Source organism: Xenophilus sp. Marseille-Q4582 (genome assembly GCF_916700565.1).
Lineage (GTDB): Bacteria > Pseudomonadota > Gammaproteobacteria > Burkholderiales > Burkholderiaceae_C > Xenophilus.
Genome location: NZ_CAKAKO010000006.1, coordinates 827,195 through 853,286, shown reverse-complemented (window position 1 = coordinate 853,286; position 26,092 = coordinate 827,195). Strand labels below are relative to the sequence as shown.

Sequence of the window (26,092 nt, the reverse complement as noted above, 5' to 3'; positions counted from 1 at the left end):
CCGACGCCACGGCCTTCAACCAGGGGCGGGAACGCGTGGGCTGAGCGGTGGCGGCGAGGCGCCGCGCCCGCCGGCCGCCGCGGCTCACTTGACCTGCTGCTTGCCCAGCTTGCGCGCCAGCGTGCGCCGGTGCATGCCCAGGCGGCGCGCGGTCTCGGAAATGTTGAAGCCGGTCTCGGCCAGGGTCTCGTGGATGCGCTCCCACTCCAGCGTCTTGATGGAGCTGGTGCGGTTGGTGAGCTCCACCTCGGTCGTGCCTTCGGCCATGCCGAAGGCGGCCTCGATGTCGTCGGTGTTGGAGGGCTTGGCCAGGTAGTGGCAGGCGCCCAGCTTGATGGCCTCGACCGCGGTGGCGATGCTGGCGAATCCCGTGAGCACCACGATCAGCATCGCGTCGTCATGCGCGTGCAGCGCCTGCACGCAGGCCAGGCCCGAGGCCTCGCCTGCGAGCTTGAGATCGACCACCGCATGCGTGGGCGCAAAGGTGCGCAATTGCGCCTGCAGTTCTTCCAGCCCGTTGGCCACGCGCACCGTGTAGCCGCGGCGCTCGAAGGAGCGCGCCAGCGTGCGCGCGAAGGCGCCGTCGTCCTCGACGATGAGCAGCTGCGGCGGTGCGGCGGGGGCGGCGGTGTCAGGCGTCATGGGCAATATCTTCGTCGGACAGCACGATCGCTGTCAGCGGCAGGGTGATTCGGACTTCGGCGCCGCCCTCCGGGCGGTTGCGCGCCGACACGCTGCCGCCCAGTGTGCGCGCCACGTTCACGACCAGGAACAGGCCGAGCCCGCCGCCCGGGCGGCCCTTGCTCGACTGGTACGGCTTGCCGAGCTGGTTCAGCATGGCCGGCGCGAAGCCCGGGCCTTCGTCCTGCACCGTGAGCACCAGCTGGTCCTCGGTGTGGGAGGCCTCCAGCGACTGCGCCTGCGGCGAAGCCTCGAAGGCGTTGTCCAGCACGTTGCCGATCATCTGCTTGAGCGCCGAGTCGGAGACCATGGGCAGGTCCTGGCCGAAGCGGTTGCTGTAACGCAGGCGGTTTTCGGGCCGGCGTGCGCGCCAGTCGCGCACCACCTCGTCGAGGAAGGTGCAGACCGTGGTCTCGGCGGAGTTCTCGCCGCGCGCCTCGCCGGCCGACAGCAGGATGCCGCTCACGATGGACTTGCAACGCGCCACCTGCGCCTGCATCTCGGCCACGTCCTCGGCCAGTTCGGGCTCGGAGCTGAAATGCGGCAGGTGCTGCCAGTCGCCCAGGATCACGGCCAGCGTGGACAGCGGCGTGCCCAGCTCGTGCGCCGCGCCCGAGGCCAGCAGGCCCATGCGCACGATGTGTTCCTCTTCCGCGGCACGCTGGCGCAGCGCGGCCAGGCGCGTGTCGCGCTCGCGCAGGTTGGCGACGATGCGGGTGATGAAGGTCACCAGCAGCGTGGCGTTGAGCGCGAAGCACACCAGCAGGCCCAGCATGTAGGGGCTGGCCAGCCCGCGCGGCGTGTGGTTTTGCAGCGGCAGCGGCTGGCCGAAGATGGCCAGGCCCGCGAAGCACAGCGACGTGACACCGACCAGCGTCCAGGTGGCCCAGGCGGGCAGCAGCACCGCCGCCAGGATCACCTGCAGCAGGTACAGGAAGACGAAAGGGTTGGCCGCGCCGCCGCTCAGGTAGAGCTGGGCCGTGAGCATGCCCACGTCCACGAGCAGCGCGAACAGCAGTTCGGCACTGGTCACGGGCCGCCGGGTGCGCCAGCGCAGCAGGCTCAGGGCGTTGAACGCCACCAGCGCGGCCAGCACGGCCAGCATTTGCTGCACCGGGATGGCGATGCCGAAGCCGTAGTGCACGACCTCGATGGTGACGATCTGGCCGAAGACGGCGATCCAGCGCAGCTGGATCAGCTGCTGCAGGTTCTTGAGGCCCGTGACGGCATCGAGGCCGGAGGCGGCCTGGGTGGCCTGCACCGTCGCGGCGGGCGTTCGGGTGTCAGAAGGAGCCATGGCGGGCAGCAGAGGGCATGTGTCGCCTCGCCTTCTTCAGGGCGCGTCGGACCGGGCCGCGCCGCGGGTCCGGTGCGAGGGCTCGTGGCGCCAGATGTAGACGGTGCCCGCCAGCACCATCAGCGCCAGCGCATACCAGGTGATGGCGTAGACCAGATGGCTGTTGGGGAAGCGGATCACCGTCATGCCGCCCGCGGGCCAGGCGTTGGCGGCGCGGCCGGGCGTGTCGTCGGCATCGATGAAGTAGGGCGCCACCTGCGCCGCAGGCAGGCCGCGTGCCGCGGCGATGGCGGAGACGTCGCGCGAGAACCAGCGGTCGCCGGCCGGGTCATTGCTGCGCAGGAAGCCGCCCTTGGGCTCGCTGATGCGCAGCAGGCCTTCAACGCGCACCGTCCCCTCCGGGGCGGCCAGGCCGCGCTGCACGGGGTCGCGCGCGGGCGGCGGCACGAAGCCGCGGTTGACGATCACCACGCTGCCGTCGTCCTGCTGCAGCGGCGTGAGCACCCAGAAGCCGCTGCCGAGCGCCGTGGTGGCCTGCACCAGCGCTTCCTTGTCGTGCAGGTAGCGGCCCCGCAGCGCGATGCGCAGGTATTCGTGCGAGGCCGGCGTGACGGCGGGCCATTGCGCGGCAGGCGGCGCAGGCACGGGCGCCGCGTGCACGCGCGCATCCACGCGCGCGATGAGGTCGCGCTTCCAGGCCAGGCGCTGCACCTGCCAGGTGCCCAGTGAAACGAACAGCACCATGAGCAAGGCCGCACCGACCGCCAACACGCTCAGGCGCAGCGTGCGGCGGGGAGTGCGGCCTGCCGTGCCGGAGCGTGCTTCCGGCATGGGCGTCAGGAGCCCATCGTGGAGTGCAGATGCGTGGGCATCATGTTGGTGTTCATGTGGAACATCACCCACAGCGTGCCCGCGATGGCGATGGCCACGAACACGATGGTGAAGATGGTGGACAGCAGGGTCCAGCCGCCTTCCACCTTGCCGTTCATGTGCAGGAAGAAGACCATGTGGACCACGATCTGCACCACGGCCAGGCCGCCCAGCACCAGCACGGCGGTGGTGCGGTCGGTGATGACGTTGGCCATGACCAGCCAGAAGGGGATGGCCGTCAGGATCACGGACAGCACGAAGCCGATCACGTATTCCTTCAGGCTGCTGTGCGGGCCCACGTCATGGTCGTCGTGGTGGTCGCCATGGGCGTCATGGTGACCGTGGTGTGCGTGCGTGTCGTGCGAAGCGTGCGTGCTCATCACAGCACTCCCATCAGGTAGACAAAGGTGAAGACGCCGATCCAGACCACGTCCAGGAAGTGCCAGAACATGGACAGGCACATCAGGCGGCGCTTGTTCTCGCGGATCAGGCCGTGCTTGCCGATCTGGATCATCAGCACCACCAGCCAGATCAGGCCGAAGGTGACGTGCAGGCCGTGGGTGCCGACCAGCGTGAAGAAGGCCGACATGGCGGCGCTGCTCTGCGGCGTGGCGCCGACGTGGATCAGGTGGTGAAACTCGTAGAGCTCCACGGCCAGGAAGGCCAGGCCGAACAGGCCCGTGACGGCCAGCCACAGCAGCGTGCCGGCCTTGTCGTTCAGCTGCTTGCGCAGCATGGCGAAGCCGAAGGTGATGGACGACAGCAGCAGGAAGGCCGTGTTGATGGCCACCAGCTTGAGATCGAACAGCTCGGCGCCGCCGGGACCGCCGGCGTAGCTGCGGCCCAGCACGCCGTAGGTGGCGAACAGCGCGGCGAAGATGAGGCAGTCGCTCATCAGGTAGAGCCAGAAGCCCAGCGCGGTGCCGTTCTCCGGATGCGGTTCGTGCGCGAGGTGGTACTCGCGCGCCGGGGTGCCGGCGGCGCCGGCGGGGTGAGCAATGGAAGTCATGTCAGCGTGGGCTCAAGCGTGCTGTGCCAGCAGTTGGGTGCGTGCGTTTTCCGTGGCGATCACTTCGGACGCCGGGATGTGGTAGTCGCGCTTGTAGTTGAAGGTGTGGATGATCGAGCCGATCACGATGGCCGCAAAGGACGCGACGGCCAGCGGCCACATGTGCCAGATCAGCGCGAAGCCCCAGACCAGCGACAGCACGGACAGCACCACGCCGGCGCCGGTGTTCAGCGGCATGTGGATGGCCTGGAAGCCTTCCAGCGGACGCTGGTAGCCATGGCGCTTCATGTCCCACCAGGCGTCGATGTCATGCACCACGGGCGTGAACGCGAAGTTGTAGGCCGGCGGCGGCGAGGAGGTCGCCCATTCCAGCGTGCGGCCGCCCCACGGGTCGCCCGTGTGGTCGCGCAGCTGGTCGCGCCGGAGGTAGCTCACGAAGATGCAGATCAGGAAGCTGGCAATGCCGATGGCGACCAGCACGGCGCCGAAGAGGGCGATCTGGAACCAGATCTGCAGCGAGGGGTCCTCGAAGTGGCTGACGCGGCGCGTCACGCCCATCAGGCCCAGCACGTACAGCGGCGTGAAGGCGAACCAGTAGCCGGCCAGCCAGAACCAGAAGGACATCTTGCCCCAGAAGCTGTCGAGCTTGTAGCCGAAAGCCTTCGGGTACCAGTAGGTCATGGCGGCGAACAGGCCGAACACCACGCCGCCGATGATCACGTTGTGGAAGTGGGCGATCAGGAACAGCGAGTTGTGCAGCACGAAGTCGGCCGGCGGCACGGCCAGCAGCACGCCCGTCATGCCGCCCACCACGAAGGTGACCATGAAGCCCACGGTCCACAGCATCGGCACTTCGAACTTGATGCGGCCGCGGTACATGGTGAACAGCCAGTTGAAGATCTTCGCACCCGTGGGGATCGAGATGATCATGGTCGTGATGCCGAAGAAGGCGTTCACGCTGGCGCCCGAGCCCATGGTGAAGAAGTGGTGCAGCCAGACGATGTACGACAGGATGGTGATGCACACCGTGGCGTAGACCATCGAGGTGTAGCCGAACAGGCGCTTGCGGCTGAAGGTGGCCACGACTTCCGAGAAGATGCCGAAGGCGGGCAGCACCAGGATGTAGACCTCGGGGTGCCCCCAGATCCAGATCAGGTTCACGTACAGCATGGGGTTGCCGCCCAGCGTGTTCGTGAAGAAGTTCGTGCCGACGTAGCGGTCCAGCGACATCAGCACCAGCGCGGCCGTGAGCACGGGGAAGGAGGCCACGATCAGCGCGTTGGTGCACAGCGAGGTCCACACGAAGACGGGCATCTTCATCAGGTCCATGCCGGGCGCGCGCATCTTGACGATGGTGACCAGCAGGTTGATGCCCGAGAGTGTGGTGCCCACCCCCGCGATCTGCAGCGCCCAGATGTAGTAGTCCAGGCCCACGCCGGGGTTCTGGTGGCCCAGGTTCGACAGCGCCAGCCAGCCCGAGGTGGAGAACTCGCCCAGGAACAGCGAGACCATCACCAGCACGGCGCCGGCCGTGGTCATCCAGAAGCTGAAGTTGTTCAGGAAGGGGAAGGCCACGTCGCGCGCGCCGATCTGCAGCGGCACGAGGTAGTTCATCAGGCCCGTGACCAGCGGCATCGCCACGAAGAAGATCATGATCACGCCGTGGGCGGTGAAAATCTGGTCGTAGTGGTGCGGCGGCAAATAGCCCATGTTGTCGCCGAAGGCCATGGCCTGGTGCAGGCGCATCATGATGGCGTCGGCGAAGCCGCGCAGCAGCATCACGATGCCCAGCACCATGTACATGATGCCGATCTTCTTGTGGTCGATGCTGCAGAACCAGTCGCGCCACAGCGGGCCCCAGAGCCGGAACTTGGTGATCACGCCCAGCAGGGCCAGGCCGCCGAGCACCACGGCGATGAAGGTGGCGAGCACGATGGGCTCGTGCGCCATCGGGATCGAATCCCAGGTGATGCGCCCGAGCAGCCAGTGGGCTTCGGTCGGCGCAGAAGTGTGTTGAGCTACGGACATGGGGGTCACTCGATAAGGGTCTCGGGCGTGCAGATCGACTGCGCGGCAGCCGTGTTCAGCGCGCGTTCGGTGTGGTGTGCCCGGTTGCGCATGGCGTCCTTGGCCATGACTTCATGCATGCAGGGCTGGCCGTCTTCGACGCACAGGTTCAGCACGCGGTTGTAGAGGCCTTGCTCCACGCTGGCGAAGCGCGCCACGGGGTTGCGTTCGCTGGGCTTGGCCAGTTCGCGGTAGGCGTCGCGCGTGAGCGGCTGGCCTTCGGTCCTGGCCTGGGCGATCCACTTGTCGAAGTCCTCGTTCGACAGGCCCTTGAACTTGAAATTCATGCCCGAGAAGCCCGCGCCGCTGTAGTGCGAGGACATGCCCTTGTATTCGCCGGGCTTGTTGATCACGGCGTTCAGCTCGGTCTGCATGCCGGGCATGGTGTAGATCATGCCGGCCAGGTCGGGGATGTAGAACGCGTTCATCGTGTGGCTGGAAGTCAGCTTGAACAGGATGGGGCGGTCCACCGGGGCGGCCACTTCATTGACGGTGGCGATGCCCTGTTCGGGGTAGAAAAACAGCCACTTCCAGTCCAGCGACACCACCTGCACTTCCAGCGGCTTCACGCCTTCCGGGATCGGCTGGCCGGCCGCGATGCGGTCCAGCGGGCGGTACGGGTCCAGCTTGTGCGTGGTGATCCAGGTCAGCGCGCCCAGCGCGATGATGATGACCAGCGGCGCCGACCAGATCACCAGCTCCAGCTTGGTGGAGTGGTGCCAGTCGGGCGCGTATTCCTCGTCCGAATGCTTGCTGTTCTGGCGGTAGCGCCAGGCAAACAGCAGCGTCAGGAAGATCACCGGCACGATGATCAGCAGCATGAGAACGGTGGCGATGACGACCAGCCTGCCTTGCTGGGCGGCGACGTCGCCGGCGGGGTTGAGCACGACGAGCTCGCTGCAGCCGGCCATCAGGGCGGCAGAGGCGAGCAACAGCGGTGCGCGGAGGAGGTTCAGAGGGCGCATAGAGCGAGGGGTGAGGATCGACCGCGTGCACCCGGTGAAAACCCGGTTTGCACAAAGTGCAGGAAATGTAACGCCAGCACCGTCCTGAATCGATTGGACGTTTTGTCCCATGTCCACCCGAAGCGGCCCTGGGCAGGATATATAGTGTTCCGCAGCGACCCTTTTGCGGCCAGCCCATCGCAATACGAGGAGAGATTGAACGATGTCGAGCATCAGCTACGCTGCCCCCCACGGCGCCTCCCTGGATCCCCATGGCGCGCGGGCGCCGGAGAGCGAACACCATGTCGCTCCCGGCGACATCGCCGTCGGCGTGGTCATCGGTCGCACTTCCGAGTACTTCGATTTCTTCGTCTTCGGCATTGCCGCGGTGCTGGTCTTCCCGGCGGTGTTCTTTCCGCTGGAGCAGCGCCTGAACGGCACGCTGTGGTCCTTCGCGATCTTCGCGCTGGCCTTCATCGCCCGGCCGGTGGGCACGGTGCTGTCCATGGCCATCCAGCGGCGCTGGGGCCGGGCCACCAAGCTCACCCTGGCGCTCTTCCTGCTGGGCAGCTGCACGGCCGGCATGGCCTTCCTGCCGGGCTACCAGAGCCTCGGCATGGTCGCCGTCTGGCTGCTGGCGCTGTTCCGCCTGGGCCAGGGGCTGGCGCTCGGCGCTTCGTGGGACGGGCTGCCTTCGCTGCTCGCGATGAATGCGCCCGAAGGCCGCCGCGGCTTCTACTCGATGGTGGGCCAGCTGGGCGCGCCCGTGGGCTTCATCCTGGCCAGCGCCCTGTTCGCCTACCTGTACGCCAGCCTGTCGCCGGAGGACTTCCTCGACTGGGGCTGGCGCTATCCCTTCTTCGTCGCCTTCGCCATCAACGTCGTGGCCCTGTTCGCGCGGCTGCGCCTGGTGGCGGCGCAGGAGTACGAGGACCTGCTGACCCAGCGTGAACTGGAGCCCGTGAGCACGCGCGAGCTGCTGGGCAACCAGGGCTACAACGTGTTCATCGGCGCCTTCGCCGCGCTGGCCAGCTATGCGCTGTTCCACCTGGTGACGGTGTTCCCGCTGTCCTGGATCCAGCTGTTCTCGCAGCAGTCCATCACCGGCTTCCTGCTGATCCAGATCGTGGGGGGCTTCCTGTGCGCGGGCGCCATCGTCGCCTCGGGCTGGCTGGCCGACCGCTATGGCCGCCGCCGCACCCTGGGCACCCTGGCCGCCATGATCGCCGTGTTCAGCGGCTTCGCCCCCACGCTGCTGGACGGCGGCAACCTGGGCCAGGACGTGTTCATCCTGCTGGGCTTCGTGCTGCTGGGCCTGTCCTATGGCCAGGCGTCGGGCACGGTCACCTCCAACTTCGCGCCGCGCTACCGCTACACCGGCGCGGCGCTCACCTCCGACATCGCCTGGCTGGTGGGGGCCGCTTTCGCGCCGCTGGTGGCGCTGGGGCTGTCGGCCCATTTCGGGCTGGGCTACGTCAGCGTCTACCTGCTTTCGGGCGCGGCCTGCACGCTGGCGGCGCTCATGCTGAACCGCGCGCTGGAGACGCGGGACGACTGATCCACTTCCTGGGCAGGCTCCCCGCCGGCCCCGGCCGCTGCATGTCGCGGCGCCGGGGCCGCGGCATTCCAGGGGCCGCAGGCGCGCCGGGGCTCAGCCTGCGCGCTGCCGCACCAGCTCTTCGGCCAGCGCGCGCACGCTCAGCGGCGCGCTGCCTTCGGCCTTGTTGTTGATGCAGACATAGGCCGGGTGCCCGGCGGCGGCCGTCGCGCCGGCCACGCGTGCCAGGAAGCCGCGCGTCTCGGGGTCGGGGTCCACCAGCCGGTCGAAGGGTTCGTACAGGCCCTTGGCGCCTTCGTAGCCGTACGCGCCGTGGCGCCGGTGCAGGTTCCAGCGGCACACCAGCGGGCCGGGCCACAGTGCGCGCAGCAGGGGCAGCTGCTGCGCGATCGGCGGCAGCCGCGGATGCAGGCCCAGGCCGTAGGTGGCGCCGCATGCGCGCAGCACGCGCACGAAATCGGGCGTGAGCCAGGCCGCATCCCGCACTTCCACCGCCACCACGGCGTCGGGCGCCGCAGGCCGCAGCGGCAGCAGGGCCTGCAGCAGCGCGCGCAGCCGCTGCAGCAGGCCGTCGACGTCGCCCAGCAAGCCGGCCGGCAGCGGGCTGATCTGGAACACCAGCGCGCCCAGCCGCTCGCCCAGGCCTTCCAGCGCCGGGCGCACGAAGGTGTCGATGGCCAGGGCCGGGTCCAGGAAGGCCGGGTTGGGCTGCATGCCCCGCCCATCCTCGTCGCGCACCAGGGCATCGCAGACCAGGCTGGGCCCTTTCACCACGAAGCGGAAGCCGGGCGGCACTTGTGCCGCGTAGTGGGCGTACTGGCTGGCCGTGAGCGGCCGGTAGAAGGCGCGGTCCAGGCTGACGCAGCGCAGGAGCGGATGCTGCGCATAGGCGGCCAGCCCCTGCCTGGAGAGCGTGGGCTGCGCATGCGCGCCTTCCCACACCAGGCCCTGCCAGCCCGGGAAATGCCAGGACGAGGTGCCCAGGTGCAGGCGCGGCGGCAGGCGCTCGGCCAGCGCCGCGGCGGCCGGGTCGGCCTGGGCGGGCGCGACCGGCGTGGCGCGGGGCCGGCGCGTGCGCGGCGGGGCCGGCACGGCCGGCGCTGCGGGCGCTGCGGGCGAGGGCGCCGGTGCCTCGGCGGGCAGCGGCAGCGGATCGTCGAACAGAGAATCCTGGCGGGCGTTCGGAAGGGAAGAGGGCATGGCTGCACGCCATTGTGGAGCGCCGGCTGCGGCCCCGGCGCGTGGCCGACAATTCGGCGATGGTCCCTCCTTCGTCTTCCGCCGCGCCCGCGTCGGCCGCGCCGCCCGACGATGTGCACTGGATGCGCCTTGCGCTGGCGCAGGCGCAGGCCGCCGCCGAGGCCGGCGAGGTGCCCGTCGGCGCGGTGGTCGTGCGCCAGGGGCAGCTGCTGGCCACCGGCCGCAACAACCCGGTGGCCGCGCATGATCCGAGCGGCCATGCCGAGATCAACGCCTTGCGCGCGGCGGCCGCGGCGCTGGGCAACTACCGGCTCGAGGGCTGCGAGCTGTTCGTGACGCTGGAGCCTTGCCCCATGTGCGCCGGCGCCTTGCTGCAGGCGCGGCTGGCGCGCGTGGTGTTCGGCGCGGCCGACCCGCGCACCGGCGCGGCCGGCTCCGTGGTGGACCTGTTCGCGCAGCCGGCCCTGAACCACCACACCCGCGTGCGCGGCGGCGTGCTGGGGGAGGCATGCGCGCGGCCGCTGCAGGCCTTCTTCCGGGCCCGGCGTGCACAGGCCCGCGCGCTGGCGCAGCCGCTGCGCGACGACGCGCTGCGAACGCCGGCCGCGCGCTTCGAGGCCTATCCGCCCCCTGCCGCCTTGCAGTGGACCGCCGAGCTGCCGGCGCTGGCCGGCCTGCGCCTGGCCTGGCTGGACAACGGACAGCCGGCGGGGCCCGGGGCGCCGGCGCTGCTGGGCCTGCACGGGCCCGGCCAGTGGGGCGAGCTGTACCGCGCCCTGTGGCCGCTGGCGGGCGGACGCCGCCTGCTCGTGCCCGACCTGATCGGCCATGGCCGCAGCGACAAGCCGAAGAAGGGCACGCTCCTGTCGCCGGCCTGGCATGCGCAGGTGCTGGACGAATGGCTGCGGGCCCTGGCGGTCGGCGCGGTCGAGGTCGTGGCGCCGCCTTCCATGGCCGCCGTGGTCCACGCGCTGGCCGAGCGCTCGGGGCGCGCCGCGCCCTGGCTGCCGCTGCCGCCGGATGCCTGGCGCGACGGGCCCGCGCCCGCCTGGCTGGACGCGCCCTTCCCCGACGCCGGCCACCGCGCCGCGCTGCGCGCCTGGGGCCCGGCGCAGCCGGCGGCGACGGTGCAGCTCACGCCCGAGGGCCTGGCCGCCCTGGCGCAGGCGCTCGGCGCGCCCGCGCCGCGCTGAGCGCCCGCGCTGCGATGGGATACTGCCGCCCGTGAACAGCAAGAACATCTACATCTATTCCCCCTCCGGCGCGGTGCGCGACAAGGCGGCCTTCCGCCGCGGCGTGGCGCGCCTCCAGGCGCTGGGCCACGACGTGCACATCGACGAGGCGGCGCTCAAGAGCCACCAGCGCTTCGCGGGCGACGACGAGACGCGGCTGGCCGCCATCTCGCGCGCAGCCGCCAGCGGGGCCGATGTGGCACTGATCTCCCGCGGCGGCTACGGCCTCACGCGCATCCTGGACCGCCTGCCGTACAAGGCCATCGCCCGGGCCGTGGACCGGGGCACGGCCTTCGTGGGCCTGAGCGATTTCACGGCCTTCCAGCTGGCCGTGCTGGCCAGGACCGGCGCCGTCACCTGGGCCGGGCCGGCCCTGGGCGAGGACTTCGGGGCCGAAGCCGGCCCCGACGACATCATGGAAGCCTGCTTCGACGACCTGCTGCATGGCCAGGGCGAGGGCACCGGCTGGCGCCTGCCCGCGCGCGACGCCGAGGTGGCCCTCAAGCCCGTACGTGGCGCCACGCTGTGGGGCGGCAACCTGTGCGTGCTGAGCAGCCTGCTCGGCACGCCGTACTTCCCGCAGATCGACAAGGGCGTGCTCTTCCTCGAGGACGTGGGCGAGCACCCGTACCGCCTGGAGCGCATGCTGGAGCAGTTGCGCCTGGCTGGCGTGCTGGGCCGCCAGCGGGCCATCGTGCTGGGCCAGTTCACCAATTTCCGCGCCGTGCCGCACGACCGCGGCTTCAAGCTACAGACCGTCGTCGACCGCCTGCGCACCCAGCTCAAGGTGCCGCTGCTCACCGGCCTGCCTTTCGGCCACGTGCCGACCAAGGTGCTGCTGCCCGTGGGCGCGACCGTGGAAATGGCCCGGCAGGAGCGCGAGGTGTTCATGGTCTGGGGCCATGCCGCGGCTGCCGGGCATGCGCACGGCCACGGCCCTGCCCATGGCCACGAGCACGGCCATGGCCACGGGCACTCGCATTGAACTGAACAAGGAAGCAGCACCGCGCCGCCTGGCGGCGAACCGGCCTGCGGGCTCCGCCCCCCGCCGCACCCGCGGCGTGGCCGCTGCATGAGCGCGGCCGCGATGCCGATCAGGACGGCACCCGAGGCCGGGCCGGCGCGGCCGTCAGGGCGGCCGGCAGCAGGCCCTTGAACAGCGCATGCAGCGGTTCCACGGCGTCGCGGGCGGCCACCTCGCCATGCACCTCGCTCAGCGCGGCCATCAGGTCCTGGCGCAGGTACCAGAGGCTTTCCATTTCATCCGCGTAGCGGATGCGCTCGGCCACGCGGTAGAAGGCGGCGCCCTCGTGGCGCGCCAGCAACTGCAGCATCCGGGCCCGCACGCGCTCCATGCCCAGCCGGTCACGCTCGCTCGTCGCTTCGGCGGCCCGGCCAAAGGCAAGAAGACGTAACAAACTGCTGCGCGAAACCATGGTGCCGGAGACGGAGTAAATGTTTTTGAATGTTTCTCACGATAAGTCCCCCATTCGACAGCGGCAAGTCGGACGTGCGAATTTCTTGTGTCAGAACAACACTCTGGCTCGTTTTTCGCCGAGGCCGGCGCAGAATGGATACCTTGGTTCTAGGTCTGCCAAGCTGTTGCCAATACCGCAAATGCATGACCGGGCTGCGACGGCGGCGCGGCGCGACCGGCCTTGCGGGCGTTGCGCGCAATCAACACCACAAACGCGTTTGCAATAATCAATCCAAAGGGCGCGCGCACGGGAATGACCACCACAGTTGTCTTTGCAGACCTCACCGGCAGCACGCGGGTCTTCGAAGCCATGGGCAACGCGCGCGCGACCGACACGGTCACGCAGATCACCCAGTGGGTGGGCCGCGTGTGCGAGGCGCACCGTGGCCGCGTGGTCAAGCTCCTGGGCGATGGCGTGCTGGCCGTGTTCCCCGGCGGCCCCGGCGCCGTGGCGGCCGTGCAGGAACTGCAGCGCGGCCATGCCAAGCGGCTGCAGTCCTGGCCGTTGGCGCTGCGCATGGAACTGCAGATCGGCGTGGCCAGCGGCGAAGTGGTGGAGGTCGACGGCGACACCTACGGCGATGCGGTCAACGTGGCCTCGCGCCTGAGCGACCTGGCCGGGCCACGGCAGATCTGGGCCACCGAGACCGTGATCGCCCAGTTGCACGAAGGGCATGCCGAGCACCGCAACCTGGGCGCCATCCACATCCGCGGGCGGCAGGACGCGCCTGTGGTCTATTGCATCGACTGGCAGGAAGAAGCCAGCGAACTGCTGACCCGGCCTTCACCGCTGCTGACGCTGCCCGCCGCGGCGCCGGATTCGGATTTCGGCCAGATCGAGCTGGCCTGGCTGGACATGCGTTCCCTGTTCGGCGTCGGGCAGCTGCCCATCCACCTGGGCCGCGTGGGCGACGTCGATTTCGTGGTGAACGACCCCCGCGTGTCGCGCATGCACGCGCGGCTGGAGTCGCGCAACGGGCGCTGCGTGCTGGTGGACGTCAGCACCTACGGCACGTGGGTGCGCCTGCATGCCGGCGACGGAGGCACCGACACCGAGATCGCCCTGCGGCGTGAGGAATGCGTGCTGCACGGCAGCGGCGAGATCGCCTTGGGCGCACCGCTCAGCGACTTCACCGCGCCCACCATCCGCTTCAAGCTGGGCGGCGGCAGCCTCCTGCTGTCGCGCGCCGGGCCGCCCGCATGGCAACGCTGAAGCGGTACTCGCGGGCGGTCGAAGGCCGGCCCTTCGGCATGGGCGCGAGGCGGCGATCTCGACAGAATGAGAATATTTCTCGTTTGTTGGATACTCGGGTTTTCACGACATCCGCATCCAGGCCTTGCCCATGACTGCTTCCAGCACCCGCATCGAACGCGACACCTTCGGTCCCATCGACGTGCCGGCCGACAAGCTGTGGGGTGCGCAGACCCAGCGCTCGCTGCAGAACTTCGACATCTCGGGCGAGCGCCAGCCGCGCGAGATCATCCGGGCGCTGGCCCAGGTCAAGCGGGCCTCGGCCACCGTCAACCATGCGCTGGGCCTGCTCGACGCGAAGAAAAAGGACGCCATCGTCGCCGCCGCGCAGGAAATCATCGAGGGCAAGCACCCCGACGAATTCCCGCTGGTGGTCTGGCAGACCGGCTCGGGCACGCAGACCAACATGAACCTCAACGAGGTCATCGCCAACCGCGCCAGCGAGCTGCTGGGCGGCGAGCGCGGCGAGGGCCGGCTGGTGCACCCCAACGACGACGTGAACAAAAGCCAGTCGTCCAACGACGTGTTCCCCACGGCCTCCCACGTGGCGGCCGTCGACGCGCTGACGAACAAGCTGCTGCCCGCGATCGACCTGCTGAAGAACACGCTGGCCGACAAGGCCCATGCCTTCGACCACATCGTCAAGATCGGCCGCACGCACCTGCAGGACGCCACGCCGCTCACGCTGGGCCAGGAGATCTCGGGCTGGGTGGCGCAGCTGGCACACGGCAAGAAGCATGTGGAGGCCGCGCTGCCGCACCTGTACGAACTGGCGCTCGGCGGCACGGCCGTGGGCACGGGCCTGAACGCGCCCAAGGGCTATGCCGAGGGCGTGGCGAAGGAACTGGCCGCGATCACCGGACTGCCCTTCGTCACGGCACCCAACAAGTTCGAGGCACTGGCCTCGCAGGACGCGCTGGTGCACGCCCACGGCGCGCTCAAGACCCTGGCCGCCAGCATGAACAAGATCGCCAACGACGTGCGCTGGCTGGCCAGCGGCCCGCGCAGCGGCATCGGCGAGTTGAGCATCCCCGAGAACGAGCCCGGTTCTTCCATCATGCCGGGCAAGGTCAACCCGACGCAGAGCGAGGCCGTGACCATGCTCGCGGCCCAGGTGTTCGGCAACGACGTGGCCATCAACATCGGCGGCGCCTCGGGCAACTTCGAGCTCAACGTGTTCCGCCCGGTCGTGGCGCACAACTTCCTGCAGAGCGTGCGCCTCTTGGCCGACGGCATGGTCAGCTTCAACAACAACTGCGCGGTCGGCATCGAGCCCAACCTCGAGCGCATCGACCACCTGGTCCAGCAGTCGCTGATGCTGGTCACCGCGCTGAACCCGCACATCGGCTACGACAAGGCCGCCGCCATCGCCAAGAAGGGCCACAAGGAAGGGCTGAGCCTGCGCGATGCGGCCATCGCCTCGGGCTACGTCACCGCCGAGCAGTTCGACCAGTGGGTGGTGGCCGGGAACATGGTCGGCCGCTGAGGCACCGCCGACGCCGAAGCAGAAAAGGGGCCCCGCGGCCCCTTTTTCGTGCCGGTTCCGCTTCCGGGTCAGGCCACCAAGCCGGCCTCGCGCGCGGGCGGGATCGCATAGGTGCCCGTCGCATGCGCGATGGGCTCGTCCTGGCCTTCGGAGTACAGGAAGACCTCGCCGATGGCCAGCGTGCGGCCCACCTTGAGCAGGCGGCACACGCCGACGATGTCACGGTCGGCCGCCGGCTTGCGCAGGAAGTTGGTGTTCAGGCTGGTGGTCACGGCCAGCGGCACGATGCCGATCTCGCCGAGCAGCGCGACGTAGAGCGCCACGTCGGCCACCGCCATCATGGTCGGCCCCGAGACCGTGCCGCCGGGCCGCAGGTCGGCCACGCTGATGGGCTTGCGCACCGTGGCGCCGCGCTCGCCCACGCGCTCCACGCGGCAGTCGTTCTGCGGGAATTCGCGGCGCAGGAAGGCGTTCAGTTCGTCACGGTCGGGGCGGGGCGTCTCGGCAGAGGTCATGAAGCAAGGTCCTGGCAGGAAAGGCGCCCCGGCCGCGCGGCCAGGGACGCAGGTGCCGCGCCCGGGGCGCGGCCACTCTCAGCGGATGTTGGCGTCCGCGACGGCCAGCGCCGTCATGTTGAGCACCCGGCGCATCGTGGCCGACGAGGTCAGCACATGGGCCGGCTTGGAGGCGCCCAGCATGATCGGGCCCACCGTGACCCCGCCCGCGCCCGTCATCTTGAGCACGTTGTAGAGGATGTTGGCCGAGTCGATGTTCGGGCAGATCAGCAGGTTGGCCTCGCCGCTGAGCGTGGTCTCGGGCATGGCCGTGCGGCGGATGTCCTCGCTCAAGGCCGAATCGCCGTGCATCTCGCCGTCGCATTCGACGTCCGGCGCCATCTGCTTGAACAGCTCCGCCGCCAGGCGCATCTTGCGCGCCGAAGCCCGCTCCGAGCTGCCGAAGTTGGAATGCGAGAGGAAGGCCACCTTCGGCGGCAGGCCGAAGCGGCGCACCTCCTCGGCCGCCATCACGGCGATGTGCGCGAGCAGCTCGGCGCTCGGGTCTTCGTTGACGTGCGTGTCGGCGATGAAGAGCGTGCCGCGGTCCAGTGTCAGCGCGTTGAGCGCGGCGAAGCCCGGCGCGCTGCGCTTGCTGCCCAGCAGCTGGTCGAGGATCTTCAGGTGGCTGTCGAAGCGGCCGACCAGGCCGCACAGCATCGCGTCGGCATCGCCCAGGTGCACCATCAGCGCAGCGATGGTGGTGTTGGAGCGCCGCACCATCGCCTTGGCGGCTTCGGGCGTGATGCCGCGGCGGCCCATGAGCTTGTGGTAGGCCTCCCAGTACGTGCGAAAGCGCGGATCGTTCTCGGGGTCGACGATCTCCGCTTCCTCGCCCAGGCGCAGGCGCAGGCCGGCCTTCTTCACGCGCATCTGGATGATCTCGGGGCGGCCGATGAGGATCGGGAAGGCGATCCCCTCGTCGACGGCCAGTTGCGCGGCGCGCAGCACGCGGTCGTCCTCCCCTTCGGCGTAGGCCACGCGCTTCTTCGCCGCGATCTTGGCGGCGCTGAAGACGGGGCGCATGAACATGCCGGTCTGGTAGACGAAGCGCGTGAGCTGCTGGCGGTACGCGTCCATGTCCTCGATCGGCCGCGTGGCCACGCCGGAGGCGGCCGCCGCCTTGGCGACGGCGGGCGCGATGCGCAGGATCAGGCGCGAATCGAAGGGCTTGGGAATGATGTAGTCGGGGCCGAAGACCAGTTCCTGGCCCGCGTAGGCGGTGGCCACTTCCTCGCTGATGTCGGCCTTGGTCAGGTCGGCAATCTCGCGCACGCAGGCCAGCTTCATCTCTTCCGTGATCTTGGTCGCGCCGCAATCGAGCGCGCCGCGGAAGATGTAGGGGAAGCACAGCACGTTGTTGACCTGGTTCGGATAGTCCGAGCGGCCCGTGGCGATGATGCAGTCCGGCCGCACGGCCTTGGCCAGCTCGGGGCGGATCTCGGGCTCGGGGTTGGCCAGCGCCAGGATGATGGGGCTGGGGCCCATGGTCTTGACCATCTCGGCCGTCAGCACGCCGGGGGCCGAGCAACCCAGGAACACGTCGGCATCCTTGACCACGTCGGCCAGTGCGCGCGCGCCGGTGTCGGGCTGCGCGTAGCGCGCCTTCGATTCGTCGAAGCCGCCCGCGCGGCCTTCGTAGATCAGGCCCTTGGAATCGCAGGCGAAGATGTTGGCCGTCTTTGCGCCCAGACCGACCATCACGTCGAGGCAGGCGATGGCCGCGGCGCCCGCGCCCGAGACGGCGATCTTCACGTCTTCGATCTTCTTGCCCACCAGTTCCAGGCCGTTGAGCAGCGCCGCGGCCGAGATGATGGCCGTGCCGTGCTGGTCGTCGTGGAAGACCGGAATGTTCATGCGCTCGCGCAGCTTCTTCTCGATGTAGAAGCACTCGGGCGCCTTGATGTCCTCGAGGTTGATGCCGCCCAGCGTGGGCTCCAGCGCCGCGATGATGTCGACCAGCTTGTCGGGGTCGCGCTCGGCCAGTTCGATGTCGAACACGTCGATGCCGGCGAACTTCTTGAACAGGCACCCCTTGCCTTCCATCACGGGCTTGCCGGCCAGCGGGCCGATGTCGCCCAGGCCCAGCACGGCGGTGCCGTTGGTCACTACGCCCACCAGGTTGCCGCGCGCCGTGAATTCGGCGGCCTTGCTCGGGTCGGCCTGGATGTCCAGGCAGGGATAGGCCACGCCGGGCGAATAGGCCAGCGACAGGTCGCGCTGGTTGACCAGCGGCTTGGTGGGAGTGACGGCGATCTTGCCGCGCACGCCGGCGCGGTGGTATTCGCGCGCAGCATCGCGCAGGGCTTGTTCAGCGGGGGAGAGCGTGTGGCTCATGAGGCCTTCCTTCGAGAGTCGTTCAGTCCGACGAGAGAGGCCGAGGCTACCCCAAAGCCGCAGGCGAAGTCCCTCGTGGAACTACGAAACGCAGCGCGACCTCGCATTGATCCATGCATGGAACAGAAGGCGCGCCGGCTTGCACCGCGGCACGCACTCCTGTCCGCATCCGCGCACTTCAGGCGCGCATCAGGTGTGCATCAGGCGGCTTCCGGCGCGACCGGGTGATTGGCCAAGGCTTCCAGGGCCCGCACGAGGGCCGAGTGGTCCAGCTGCCCATGCCCTTGCGCATTGCAGGCATTCATGAGCTGCGCCGCGCCCGCGGTCTGCGGCAGCGCCACGCCCAGGGCGCGCGCGCTCTGCATTGCGAGGTTCAGGTCCTTCTGGTGCAGGGCGATGCGAAAGCCGGGCGCGAAGCTGCGCTGGATCATGCGCTCGCCATGCACTTCGAGAATGCGCGAAGACGCGAAGCCGCCCATCAGTGCCTGTCGCACCTTGGCGGGGTCCGCCCCGGCCTTGCTCGCGAAGACCAGCGCCTCGCCCACGGCAGCGATGTTGAGCGCGACGATGATCTGGTTCGCCACCTTGGTGGTCTGGCCGTCGCCGTTGCCGCCGACCAGGGTCACGTTCTTGCCCATGAGGTCGAACAGCGGCTTCACCCGCTCGAAGACGGCGGGCTCGCCGCCCACCATGATCGTGAGGCTCGCGGCCTTGGCGCCCACCTCGCCGCCGGAGACCGGCGCGTCGAGGTAGTCGCAACCCAGGGCGCGGATGCGGCGCGCGAAGTCCTTGGTGGCGATCGGGTCGATGGAGCTGCAGTCCACCACCGTCTTGCCGGCGCTCAGGCCCTGCGCCACGCCGTTGTCGCCGAAGAGCACGGCCTCCACGTCGGGCGTGTCGGGGACCATGAGGAAGACGATGTCGGCGCGTTCGGCCACGCCCTTGCCATGGGTGCAGACCGTGGCACCGCTTTCGGCCAGCGCGGGCGGCACGCGGCCGTGCGTGTGGACGAAGAGGGTGTGGCCGGCGTTCAGCAGGTGGGTGGCCATGGGCGTGCCCATGATGCCGAGGCCGATGAAGCCGATCTTGAGGGCTGAGGTGCTCATGTGCGGGATGCTCCTGAATTCGAAAAGTGAGGGAGTCTTGGGGCGGGGCCGTGTCAGGCGCGACGGGTCAGCGCTTCGCGCCAGCCCAGGCCGTCCTCGGTGCGGCCGCGCGGCTTGTATTCGCAGCCGATCCAGCCGTCATAGCCGATGGCGTCGATGTGCTCGAACAGCCAGGCATAGTTGAGTTCGCCCGTGCCGGGCTCGCCGCGGCCGGGGTTGTCGGCCAGCTGGATGTGGCCGATGCGCGGCAGGTGCTGCGCCAGTGTCCGGCCGATCTCGCCTTCGGTGCGCTGGGCGTGGTAGATGTCGTACTGGATGCGCAGATTGGGCGAGTCCACCGCATCGAGCAGCGCGAGCGCCTGATCGGTGCGGTGCAGGAAGAAGCCGGGAATGTCGAAGTGGTTGATGGGCTCGACCAGCAGCTCGATGCCTTCTTTCTGCAGGGCCTGCGCGGCGAAGCGCAGGTTCTCCACCAGCGTGGCTTGCGCCTGCTCGGCGCTCACGCCGGCCGGCTGCCTGCCGGCCAGGCAGTTCACGCGCGGGCAGTCCAGCGCGGCGGCGTAGGCGATCGCCTGCGTCACGCCTTCGCGGAACTCGGCCACGCGCTCCGGGTCGCAGGCGATGCCGCGTTCGCCGGCCTCCCAGTCGCCCGCCGGCAGGTTGTGCAGCACCTGGCGCAGGCCGTTGGCACGCAGCCGGGCCAGCAACTCATGCCGCTCGTAGGCATATGGAAAGAGGTACTCGACGGCCTGGAAGCCGGCGCGCGCGGCGGCCTCGAAGCGGTCCAGGAAGGCATGCTCGGTGAAGAGCATCGTGAGGTTGGCGGCAAAGCGGGGCATGGGTGGAACTCCTCAATCCAGAAGGGCGGCGGCAATGGAGGTGGGCGCGTCCGCCACGGTGTCGGCCAGCGGCTCGAACTCGTGGATGGCATCGATCTCGGTGCCCATGGCGATGTTGGTCACGCGCTCCAGCATCACTTCGATGACGACCGGCACCTGGTGCTGCGCCATCAGCGCTTCGGCCTGGCGGATGGCCGGCGTCATCTCTTCCTGGCGCGTCACGCGCAGCGCCTTGCAGCCCAGCCCTTCCACCACCTTGCGATGGTCCACGCCATAGCTGCGCTCCAGGCCCGCGTCGGCATCGGCGTTGATGTTCTCGAAGGCCAGCTGCACGCAGTAGTCCATGTCGAAGCCGCGCTGTGCCTGGCGGATCAGGCCCAGGTAGCTGTTGTTCACCACGATGTGGATGTAGGGCAGCTTGAACTGCGCGCCCACGGCCAGCTCCTCGATCATGAACTGGAAGTCGTAGTCGCCCGAGAGCGCGACGATGCGGCGCGTGGGATCGGCCGCGCGCACGCCCAGCGCGGCCGGAATGGTCCAGCCCAGCGGACCGGCCTGGCCGCAGTTGATCCAGTGGCGCGGCCGGTAGACGTGCAGGAACTGCGCGGCCGCGATCTGCGACAGGCCGATGGTGCTCACGTAGCAGGTGTCGCGGCTGAAGTTGTTGTTCATGCACTGGTACACGCGCTGCGGCTTCATCGGCACGTCGGCGAAGTGGGTCTTGCGCAGCATCGTCTTCTTGCGTGCCTGGCATTCGGCGGCCCAGGCGCTGCGGTCGGGCAGCCGGCCGTCGGCCTTCATGGCCTCGGCCACGTCCACGAAGAGCGCGAGCGCGGCCTTCGCGTCGGAGACGATGCCGAAGTCGGGCGTGAACACGCGGCCGATCTGCGTGGGCTCGATGTCCACGTGCACGAAGGTGCGGCCCTTGGTGTAGACGTCGACCGAGCCCGTGTGCCGGTTGGCCCAGCGGTTGCCGATGCCCAGCACGAAGTCGCTGGCCAGCATCGTGGCGTTGCCATAGCGGTGGCTGGTCTGCAGGCCGCACATGCCGGCCATCAGCGGGTGGTCGTCGGCGATGCTGCCCCAGCCCATCAGCGTGGGAATCACGGGCACGCCGGTCAGCTCGGCAAAGCGCACCAGCAGGTCGCTCGCATCGGCATTGATGACGCCGCCACCGGCCACGATCAGCGGGCGCTCGGCGGCGTTGAGCAGGGCGAGGGCCTTCTCGACCTGGGCGCGCGTCGCTTCCGGCTTGTAGGGCTTGAGCGGCTCATAGGTGTCGATGTCGAACTCGATCTGCGCCATCTGCACGTCGAAGGGCAGGTCGATCAGCACCGGGCCCGGTCGGCCCGAGCGCATCAGGTGAAAGGCCTGCTGGAAGACCTGCGGCACCTGGCCCGGCTCACGCACGGTGACCGACCACTTGGTGACCGGCTTGGAGATGGACTCGATGTCCACCGCTTGGAAATCCTCCTTGTAGAGCCGGGCGCGCGGCGCCTGGCCGGTGATGCACAGGATCGGGATCGAATCGGCCCAGGCCGAATACAGCCCGGTGATCATGTCGGTGCCTGCGGGGCCCGAGGTGCCGATGCACACGCCGATGTTGCCCGCGGCGGCGCGCGTGTAGCCCTCGGCCATGTGCGAGGCGCCTTCCACATGCCGCGCGAGGATGTGCTGGATCTCGCCGCTTTGCCGCAAGGCGGCGTAGAGAGGATTGATTGCGGCGCCCGGCACGCCGAAGGCCTGGGTCACGCCTTCCTTCTGCATCACGAGCACGGCAGCCTGGGCTGCGGTCATTTGGGCCATCTGGGGTTCTCCTGGTGATGGCCACGACTTTAGGAAGGGGCTCGCCAACCGGGAACGACCGCGCGGGCCATAAGATCTATTCCGTGGCGGAATGGCCGGTGCGCGAGGGGCGGGCCGCGTTCGGGCCACGGACCTGGAGGAGACATGGATCGGCTGCAGGCCATGGAGATGTTCGTGCGCGTGGTGGAAACCGGCAGCTTCTCGCGCGCCGCGCGCGACCTGGGCAGCACGCAGCCCACCGTGACCAAGCAGGTGGCCGCCACCGAAGCGCGGCTCAAGGTGCGGCTGCTCAACCGCAACACGCGCGGCGTGAGCCTGACCGAGGCCGGCGCCCTCTACTACGAGAAATGCAAGGCCATCGTGCGCGAGGTGGAAGAGGCCGACAGCGTGGTGCGCGGGCGCCAGGCCGAGCCGCAGGGCCTGCTGCGCGTGGGCACCTCGGTCGCCTTCGGCCGCCGCGTGATCGTGCCGCTGGCGCTGGAGTACATGAAGCGCCACCCGCAACTGCGGCTGGACCTGAGCTTCGAGGACCGGTACGTGGACCTGGTCGCGCAGGGCATCGACGTCGCGATCCGCATGGGGCAACTGGCCGATTCCTCGCTGGGCGCGCGCTTCCTGGGCGTCAATCCGTGGGCGATGGTGGCGTCGCCGGCTTATCTCAAGAAGCACGGCACGCCGAAGCAGGCGCGCGACCTGTCGGGCCATGCGGCCCTCATCTACAGCAGCGTGGTGGGCGACGACGTGTGGCGCCTGCGCGGGCCGCAGGGCGCGCCGCTGAGTGTGCCGGTGTCGGGGCGCTTCCGCTCCAACAACCTGTCGGCCGTGCTGGCCGCCGCGCGCGCGGGGATGGGCATCGCGCTCATGCCGCGCTACGTGGCGCACGAATCGCTGGCGAGCGGCCGCGTGGTGGAAGTGCTGGGCGGCCACGCGATGGTGGAGCAGGAGATCCACGCCGTCTTCCCCTCGCCGCAGCTGGTGCCGGCCAAGGTGACGGCCTTCATGGCCTTCCTGCACGAGCATTTCGCGGGTGAATGGTGGGGCCGCTGAGCCGCCGCCTTCCGGTGAGGGGCCGGGCCGCCCGCCGTGCAGGCCCTACCATCGGCGCTTTGCGTTCGATGGCGAAGGGCGATCAACGATGCACGGCTTGCATCTGACGGCGGACCTCTACGACTGCCAGTGCGCACCGCCGCTGCTGGTCAGCGAGGCGGCGCTGGCGCCGCTGTGCCGCACGCACACACAGGCCGCCGGGCTCACCGTGGTGGGCGAGAAGTGGTTCAGCTTCCCGTCGCAGAACGGCCGGCCGGGCGGCGTGACCGGCACGCTGCTGCTGGCCGAGTCGCACCTGGCCGTCCACACCTGGCCCGAGCTGGGCCATGTGACGCTGGACGTGTACGTGTGCAACTACGCGGCCGACAACACGCAGCGGGCCGAGCAGCTCATGCACGCGCTGGTGGCGGCCTTCGCGCCGCAGCGCCGGCAGGTGAACCGGCTGCTGCGCGGCGCGCTGGACGCTTCGGCCACCGCCCCGCGGTGAACCGGCCGCTCAATGCGGCGGCGCCTGCGCGTCGTCGTGCTCGGGCGACACCGGGTCGCTGAACAGCGACCACACCGCCATGAACAGGGCCGCGATCACCGGCCCGATCACGAAGCCGTTGATGCCGAACAGCGCCATGCCGCCGATGGTGGAGATCAGCACCACGTAGTCGGGCATCTGCGTGTCCTTGCCCACCAGCAGCGGGCGCAGGATGTTGTCGACCAGGCCGATGACGAACACGCCGACGAAGCTCAGGATCAGGCCCTTGGCGATGGCGCCGGTGGCCAGGAAGTACACCGCCACCGGGGCCCAGATCAGCGCCGCACCCACCGCGGGCAGCAGCGACAGGAAAGCCATCACCACGCCCCACAGCAGCGCGCCCTGCACGCCCAGCAGCGCGAAGGCCACGCCGCCCAGCGTGCCCTGCACCGCGGCGACCACCACGTTGCCTTTCACGGTGGCGCGGATCACGGTGGTGAACTTGTTGAGCAGGTAGTGCGTGTGGCCGCGCGCCAGCGGCACCGACTCGCGCACCTTGCGCGACAGCGAGGCGCCGTCGCGCAGCAGGAAGAACAGCAGGTACAGCATCACGAAGAAGCCGATGACGAAGTCGAAGGTGTTCTGCCCGATGTTCAGCGCCTGCTGCGCGATGACCTGGCTGCCCTGCGCAGCGCCTTCCGACAGCTTGGCCATCAGCGCCTCGAAGTTGCCCAGGCCGAAGCGGTCCAGGATGCCCATCAGCCAGTCGGGCAAGGCGGCGACGATCTGCTGGAAGTAGGCGACGAAGCTCAGCTCCCCCGAGCGGATGCGTTGCGTGAGTGCCACCACGTCGCTGACCAGCGTGGCGGCGATCATGGTCAGCGGCAGGATCACGATCACCAGCACGATGGTCAGCGTGGCCAGCGCCGCCAGCGTGGGCCGCTTCTTGCCGAAGGCCTGCAGCAAGCGCTTGTAGAGCGGCGTGAACAGGATGGCCAGCGCCACGCCCCAGAGCACGGCCCCGAAGAAGGGCTGCAGGATCCAGAAGAAGGCTGCCGTGACGGCCACGAGCAGCAACAGGAAGAAGCCGCGCTGGACTTGGGGTGTGTTCATGATGGTCGGCACTGTAGCCGACGCCGGTGCCGGCGCGCGCAAAGGAACCCACGGCGCCTGTAGGCGCCGGGCGGCGGCTGGCGACGGACGAGCGGCCGCGCCCAGGCGCCCGGGACCTGAACCGGGCGCCGGCCCCGGGCCGGGCAGGGCGGGCTTCAGTGCGCCTCGGCCTGCCGCGCGGCCGCGATCATGGCGGCTTCGTCGTGCCGCGTGCCGTTCAGGAAGATGTTGAGCAGCACCGCCGAGATCGAGGTCAGCAGGATGCCCGACTCGATCAGCGCATGCAGGCCATGCGGCATCCACTGCTTGAAGTTGGGCGCCAGCAGCGGAATCATGCCGATGCCGATGGACACGGCCACGATCATGGCGTTGTGGCGGTTGCCTTTGAAGTCCACGTTGCCCAGGATGCGGATGCCGGTGGCCAGCACCATGCCGAACATCACGATGCCGGCGCCGCCCAGCACCACGGTGGGCAGCGATTCGACCAGCGCCGCCATCTTGGGCAGCAGGCCCAGCACGATCAGGATCACGCCGCCGGCCACGCAGACGAAGCGGCTCTTCACCCCGGTCACGGCCACCAGGCCCACGTTCTGCGAGAAGCTGGTGTACGGGAAGGTGTTGAAGATGCCGCCGATCAGCGTGCCCAGGCCGTCGGTGCGCAGGCCGCGCGCCAGATCCTGCTGGTTCACCTTGCGTTCGGTCATCTCGCCCAGCGCGAGGAACATGCCGGTCGATTCGATCATCACCACGATCATCACCAGCGTCATGGTCAGGATCAGCAACGGATCGAACTTGGGCATGCCGAAGTGGAAGGGCAGCACCACGTCCACCCAGGCCGCGTTGCCCACCTTCTCGAAGGTCATCAGGCCCATGGCGGCGGCCGCGATGCCGCCGATCACGATGCCCAGCAGCACCGAGATGTTGGCCACGAAGCCCTTGGCGAACTTGACGATCAGCAGGATGGACACCAGCACCAGGGCCGAGATGCCCACGCCCGTCAGGTCGGCGTACTTGGGGTTGGGCATCGTGGGCAGGATGGCCAGGCCCTGGGGCACGGGCGGCAGCGTGGAGCCGGGCGCCGTCAGGCTGGCCAGCCACTTGGCATGCACCGGGTCCACCACGTTGGGCGCCGTGGGCCCGACCGGGTTGCCGAAGATCCAGTTGATGCCCACGCGCATGAGCGTGATGCCGATCACCGCGATGATGGTGCCCGTGACCACGGGCGGGAAGAAGCGCAGCATGCGGCTGATCAGCGGCGCGATCAGGATCGAGATGATGCCCGCCCCGATGATGGAGCCGAACAGCAGCTGGGCCCCGGCCTGGCCCGGGTTGGCGTTGGCAATGGCCACCATGGGCGCCACCGACGCGAAGGTCACGCCCATCATCACGGGCAGCCGGATACCGAACCATTGCGTGGCGCCCAGCGCCTGGATCAGCGTGACGATGCCGCAGCAGAACAGGTCGGCGCTGATCAGCAGCGCCACCTCGTCGGGGCTGAGCTTGAGGGCGCGGCCGACGATCAGCGGCACGGCCACGGCGCCGGCGTACATGACCAGCACGTGCTGCAGGCCGAGGGCCGAAAGCTTGCCCAGGGGCAGGTGCTGGTCGACCGGATGGATGCCGGACGAAGCGGCCGGAGTGGGGGTGTTCATGCGCTGTCTCCTTGCAGGATGCGGCGCAAGAATAGGAGCCGGGCCTGCATCGAAAAAGGCGCACAATCCAATAAATCAATCGTCTTTCACGATCAAAGA

Annotated in this window: 24 protein-coding genes; 7 read left to right on the top strand and 17 right to left on the bottom strand. The window is 69.2% G+C overall.

Translation table 11 applies throughout. From position 1 onward, the window contains the following. Positions 1-84 precede the first annotated feature (84 nt). Genes LG388_RS24235 through cyoA form a run of 7 tightly spaced genes read right to left on the bottom strand, consistent with a single transcriptional unit; the run spans position 85 to position 6,889 of the window. Positions 85-642: a response regulator transcription factor gene (locus LG388_RS24235; RefSeq protein ID WP_225785105.1), complete on the bottom strand. Its 558-nt coding sequence runs from the start codon at positions 640-642 to the stop codon at positions 85-87. Continuing rightward, positions 632-1,978 (bottom strand): ATP-binding protein, encoded by a 1,347-nt coding sequence (locus LG388_RS24230; RefSeq protein WP_225785104.1) that lies wholly within the window; start codon positions 1,976-1,978, stop codon positions 632-634. Before LG388_RS24230 ends, LG388_RS24235 begins: the two co-directional genes overlap by 11 nt. 36 nt (positions 1,979-2,014) lie before the next feature. Then, entirely contained in the window at positions 2,015-2,809 is a 795-nt protein-coding gene (locus LG388_RS24225) for an SURF1 family protein (protein ID WP_370630233.1), read from the bottom strand. 5 nt (positions 2,810-2,814) lie between these two features. Next, the gene (cyoD, locus tag LG388_RS24220; RefSeq protein WP_225785103.1) at positions 2,815-3,228 is read right to left on the bottom strand and encodes a cytochrome o ubiquinol oxidase subunit IV; all 414 of its coding nucleotides are present in this window, start codon (positions 3,226-3,228) and stop codon (positions 2,815-2,817) included. After that, on the bottom strand, positions 3,228-3,857 hold the full coding sequence (gene cyoC, locus LG388_RS24215; protein ID WP_225785102.1) for a cytochrome o ubiquinol oxidase subunit III: 630 nt from the start codon (positions 3,855-3,857) through the stop codon (positions 3,228-3,230). Before cyoC ends, cyoD begins: the two co-directional genes overlap by 1 nt. A 12-nt stretch (positions 3,858-3,869) precedes the next feature. Beyond that, positions 3,870-5,885 carry a cytochrome o ubiquinol oxidase subunit I gene (cyoB, locus tag LG388_RS24210; RefSeq protein WP_225785101.1) on the bottom strand — a complete coding sequence of 672 codons (2,016 nt, stop codon included), beginning with the start codon at positions 5,883-5,885 and terminating at the stop codon, positions 3,870-3,872. Positions 5,886-5,890: 5 nt separating this feature from the next. Then, complete coding sequence (cyoA, locus tag LG388_RS24205; RefSeq protein WP_225785100.1) at positions 5,891-6,889, bottom strand: ubiquinol oxidase subunit II; 999 nt, start codon at positions 6,887-6,889, stop codon at positions 5,891-5,893. Positions 6,890-7,091: 202 nt separating this feature from the next. On the opposite strand from cyoA, the gene LG388_RS24200 reads away from it, so the two are divergent. Beyond that, positions 7,092-8,426 (top strand): MFS transporter, encoded by a 1,335-nt coding sequence (locus tag LG388_RS24200; protein ID WP_225785099.1) that lies wholly within the window; start codon positions 7,092-7,094, stop codon positions 8,424-8,426. 93 nt (positions 8,427-8,519) lie between these two features. Here LG388_RS24200 and LG388_RS24195 read toward each other — a convergent pair whose 3' ends face one another. Further along, positions 8,520-9,626 carry a DUF72 domain-containing protein gene (locus LG388_RS24195; protein ID WP_225785098.1) on the bottom strand — a complete coding sequence of 369 codons (1,107 nt, stop codon included), beginning with the start codon at positions 9,624-9,626 and terminating at the stop codon, positions 8,520-8,522. A gap of 59 nt (positions 9,627-9,685) precedes the next feature. Here LG388_RS24195 and tadA point away from each other — a divergent pair, with 59 nt between their 5' ends. Further along, on the top strand, positions 9,686-10,819 hold the full coding sequence (tadA, locus tag LG388_RS24190; RefSeq protein WP_225785097.1) for a tRNA adenosine(34) deaminase TadA: 1,134 nt from the start codon (positions 9,686-9,688) through the stop codon (positions 10,817-10,819). Between the two features lie 31 nt (positions 10,820-10,850). Beyond that, the gene (locus LG388_RS24185) at positions 10,851-11,843 is read left to right on the top strand and encodes an LD-carboxypeptidase (protein ID WP_225785096.1); all 993 of its coding nucleotides are present in this window, start codon (positions 10,851-10,853) and stop codon (positions 11,841-11,843) included. A gap of 109 nt (positions 11,844-11,952) precedes the next feature. On the opposite strand, the gene LG388_RS24180 is transcribed toward LG388_RS24185, so the two are convergent. Continuing rightward, a complete protein-coding gene (locus LG388_RS24180; RefSeq protein WP_225785095.1) occupies positions 11,953-12,294 on the bottom strand; it encodes a hypothetical protein in 342 nt (113 codons plus the stop codon). 149 nt (positions 12,295-12,443) lie between these two features. Continuing rightward, entirely contained in the window at positions 12,444-12,596 is a 153-nt protein-coding gene (locus tag LG388_RS24175) for a hypothetical protein (RefSeq protein WP_225785094.1), read from the bottom strand. Here LG388_RS24175 and LG388_RS24170 point away from each other — a divergent pair. Continuing rightward, entirely contained in the window at positions 12,589-13,548 is a 960-nt protein-coding gene (locus LG388_RS24170) for an adenylate/guanylate cyclase domain-containing protein (protein ID WP_225785093.1), read from the top strand. The two genes, LG388_RS24175 and LG388_RS24170, sit on opposite strands and share 8 nt — an antisense overlap. A gap of 130 nt (positions 13,549-13,678) precedes the next feature. After that, positions 13,679-15,073 (top strand): class II fumarate hydratase, encoded by a 1,395-nt coding sequence (fumC, locus tag LG388_RS24165; RefSeq protein WP_225785092.1) that lies wholly within the window; start codon positions 13,679-13,681, stop codon positions 15,071-15,073. Between the two features lie 68 nt (positions 15,074-15,141). On the opposite strand, the gene LG388_RS24160 is transcribed toward fumC, so the two are convergent. The 5 genes from LG388_RS24160 to gcl form a co-directional block, all read right to left on the bottom strand. After that, the gene (locus LG388_RS24160; protein ID WP_225785091.1) at positions 15,142-15,588 is read right to left on the bottom strand and encodes a PaaI family thioesterase; all 447 of its coding nucleotides are present in this window, start codon (positions 15,586-15,588) and stop codon (positions 15,142-15,144) included. 78 nt (positions 15,589-15,666) lie between these two features. Next, positions 15,667-17,964 carry an NADP-dependent malic enzyme gene (locus LG388_RS24155; RefSeq protein ID WP_225785090.1) on the bottom strand — a complete coding sequence of 766 codons (2,298 nt, stop codon included), beginning with the start codon at positions 17,962-17,964 and terminating at the stop codon, positions 15,667-15,669. A gap of 200 nt (positions 17,965-18,164) precedes the next feature. Beyond that, a complete protein-coding gene (glxR, locus tag LG388_RS24150; RefSeq protein ID WP_225785089.1) occupies positions 18,165-19,070 on the bottom strand; it encodes a 2-hydroxy-3-oxopropionate reductase in 906 nt (301 codons plus the stop codon). A 53-nt stretch (positions 19,071-19,123) separates the two neighbouring features. Next, the gene (gene hyi / locus LG388_RS24145; protein WP_225785088.1) at positions 19,124-19,909 is read right to left on the bottom strand and encodes a hydroxypyruvate isomerase; all 786 of its coding nucleotides are present in this window, start codon (positions 19,907-19,909) and stop codon (positions 19,124-19,126) included. 12 nt (positions 19,910-19,921) lie between these two features. Beyond that, positions 19,922-21,715, bottom strand: a complete 1,794-nt coding sequence (gcl, locus tag LG388_RS24140) for a glyoxylate carboligase (protein ID WP_225785087.1) — start codon at positions 21,713-21,715, stop codon at positions 19,922-19,924. Positions 21,716-21,859: 144 nt separating this feature from the next. Between gcl and LG388_RS24135 the strand changes: the two genes are divergently transcribed. After that, entirely contained in the window at positions 21,860-22,762 is a 903-nt protein-coding gene (locus LG388_RS24135) for a LysR family transcriptional regulator (RefSeq protein WP_225785086.1), read from the top strand. A gap of 88 nt (positions 22,763-22,850) precedes the next feature. After that, a complete protein-coding gene (gene speD / locus LG388_RS24130; RefSeq protein WP_225785085.1) occupies positions 22,851-23,249 on the top strand; it encodes an adenosylmethionine decarboxylase in 399 nt (132 codons plus the stop codon). Positions 23,250-23,258: 9 nt separating this feature from the next. Here the strand turns inward: speD and LG388_RS24125 are convergent, their stop codons facing one another. Both LG388_RS24125 and LG388_RS24120 read right to left on the bottom strand, forming a co-directional pair. Further along, a complete protein-coding gene (locus LG388_RS24125; protein WP_225785084.1) occupies positions 23,259-24,341 on the bottom strand; it encodes an AI-2E family transporter in 1,083 nt (360 codons plus the stop codon). Positions 24,342-24,496: 155 nt separating this feature from the next. Next, positions 24,497-25,993 (bottom strand): nucleobase:cation symporter-2 family protein, encoded by a 1,497-nt coding sequence (locus tag LG388_RS24120; RefSeq protein ID WP_225785083.1) that lies wholly within the window; start codon positions 25,991-25,993, stop codon positions 24,497-24,499. Positions 25,994-26,092 lie beyond the last annotated feature (99 nt).

Bases quoted from the DNA above. Each gene is read 5' to 3' on its own strand.
- LG388_RS24235 (WP_225785105.1), bottom strand. From the start codon at position 642: ATGACGCCTGACACCGCCGCCCCCGCCGCACCGCCGCAGCTGCTCATC.
- LG388_RS24230 (WP_225785104.1), bottom strand. From the start codon at position 1,978: ATGGCTCCTTCTGACACCCGAACGCCCGCCGCGACGGTGCAGGCCACC.
- LG388_RS24225 (WP_370630233.1), bottom strand. From the start codon at position 2,809: ATGCCGGAAGCACGCTCCGGCACGGCAGGCCGCACTCCCCGCCGCACG.
- cyoD (WP_225785103.1), bottom strand. From the start codon at position 3,228: ATGAGCACGCACGCTTCGCACGACACGCACGCACACCACGGTCACCAT.
- cyoC (WP_225785102.1), bottom strand. From the start codon at position 3,857: ATGACTTCCATTGCTCACCCCGCCGGCGCCGCCGGCACCCCGGCGCGC.
- cyoB (WP_225785101.1), bottom strand. From the start codon at position 5,885: ATGTCCGTAGCTCAACACACTTCTGCGCCGACCGAAGCCCACTGGCTG.
- cyoA (WP_225785100.1), bottom strand. From the start codon at position 6,889: ATGCGCCCTCTGAACCTCCTCCGCGCACCGCTGTTGCTCGCCTCTGCC.
- LG388_RS24200 (WP_225785099.1), top strand. From the start codon at position 7,092: ATGTCGAGCATCAGCTACGCTGCCCCCCACGGCGCCTCCCTGGATCCC.
- LG388_RS24195 (WP_225785098.1), bottom strand. From the start codon at position 9,626: ATGCCCTCTTCCCTTCCGAACGCCCGCCAGGATTCTCTGTTCGACGAT.
- tadA (WP_225785097.1), top strand. From the start codon at position 9,686: ATGGTCCCTCCTTCGTCTTCCGCCGCGCCCGCGTCGGCCGCGCCGCCC.
- LG388_RS24180 (WP_225785095.1), bottom strand. From the start codon at position 12,294: ATGGTTTCGCGCAGCAGTTTGTTACGTCTTCTTGCCTTTGGCCGGGCC.
- LG388_RS24170 (WP_225785093.1), top strand. From the start codon at position 12,589: ATGACCACCACAGTTGTCTTTGCAGACCTCACCGGCAGCACGCGGGTC.
- fumC (WP_225785092.1), top strand. From the start codon at position 13,679: ATGACTGCTTCCAGCACCCGCATCGAACGCGACACCTTCGGTCCCATC.
- LG388_RS24160 (WP_225785091.1), bottom strand. From the start codon at position 15,588: ATGACCTCTGCCGAGACGCCCCGCCCCGACCGTGACGAACTGAACGCC.
- LG388_RS24155 (WP_225785090.1), bottom strand. From the start codon at position 17,964: ATGAGCCACACGCTCTCCCCCGCTGAACAAGCCCTGCGCGATGCTGCG.
- glxR (WP_225785089.1), bottom strand. From the start codon at position 19,070: ATGAGCACCTCAGCCCTCAAGATCGGCTTCATCGGCCTCGGCATCATG.
- hyi (WP_225785088.1), bottom strand. From the start codon at position 19,909: ATGCCCCGCTTTGCCGCCAACCTCACGATGCTCTTCACCGAGCATGCC.
- gcl (WP_225785087.1), bottom strand. From the start codon at position 21,715: ATGGCCCAAATGACCGCAGCCCAGGCTGCCGTGCTCGTGATGCAGAAG.
- LG388_RS24135 (WP_225785086.1), top strand. From the start codon at position 21,860: ATGGATCGGCTGCAGGCCATGGAGATGTTCGTGCGCGTGGTGGAAACC.
- speD (WP_225785085.1), top strand. From the start codon at position 22,851: ATGCACGGCTTGCATCTGACGGCGGACCTCTACGACTGCCAGTGCGCA.
- LG388_RS24125 (WP_225785084.1), bottom strand. From the start codon at position 24,341: ATGAACACACCCCAAGTCCAGCGCGGCTTCTTCCTGTTGCTGCTCGTG.
- LG388_RS24120 (WP_225785083.1), bottom strand. From the start codon at position 25,993: ATGAACACCCCCACTCCGGCCGCTTCGTCCGGCATCCATCCGGTCGAC.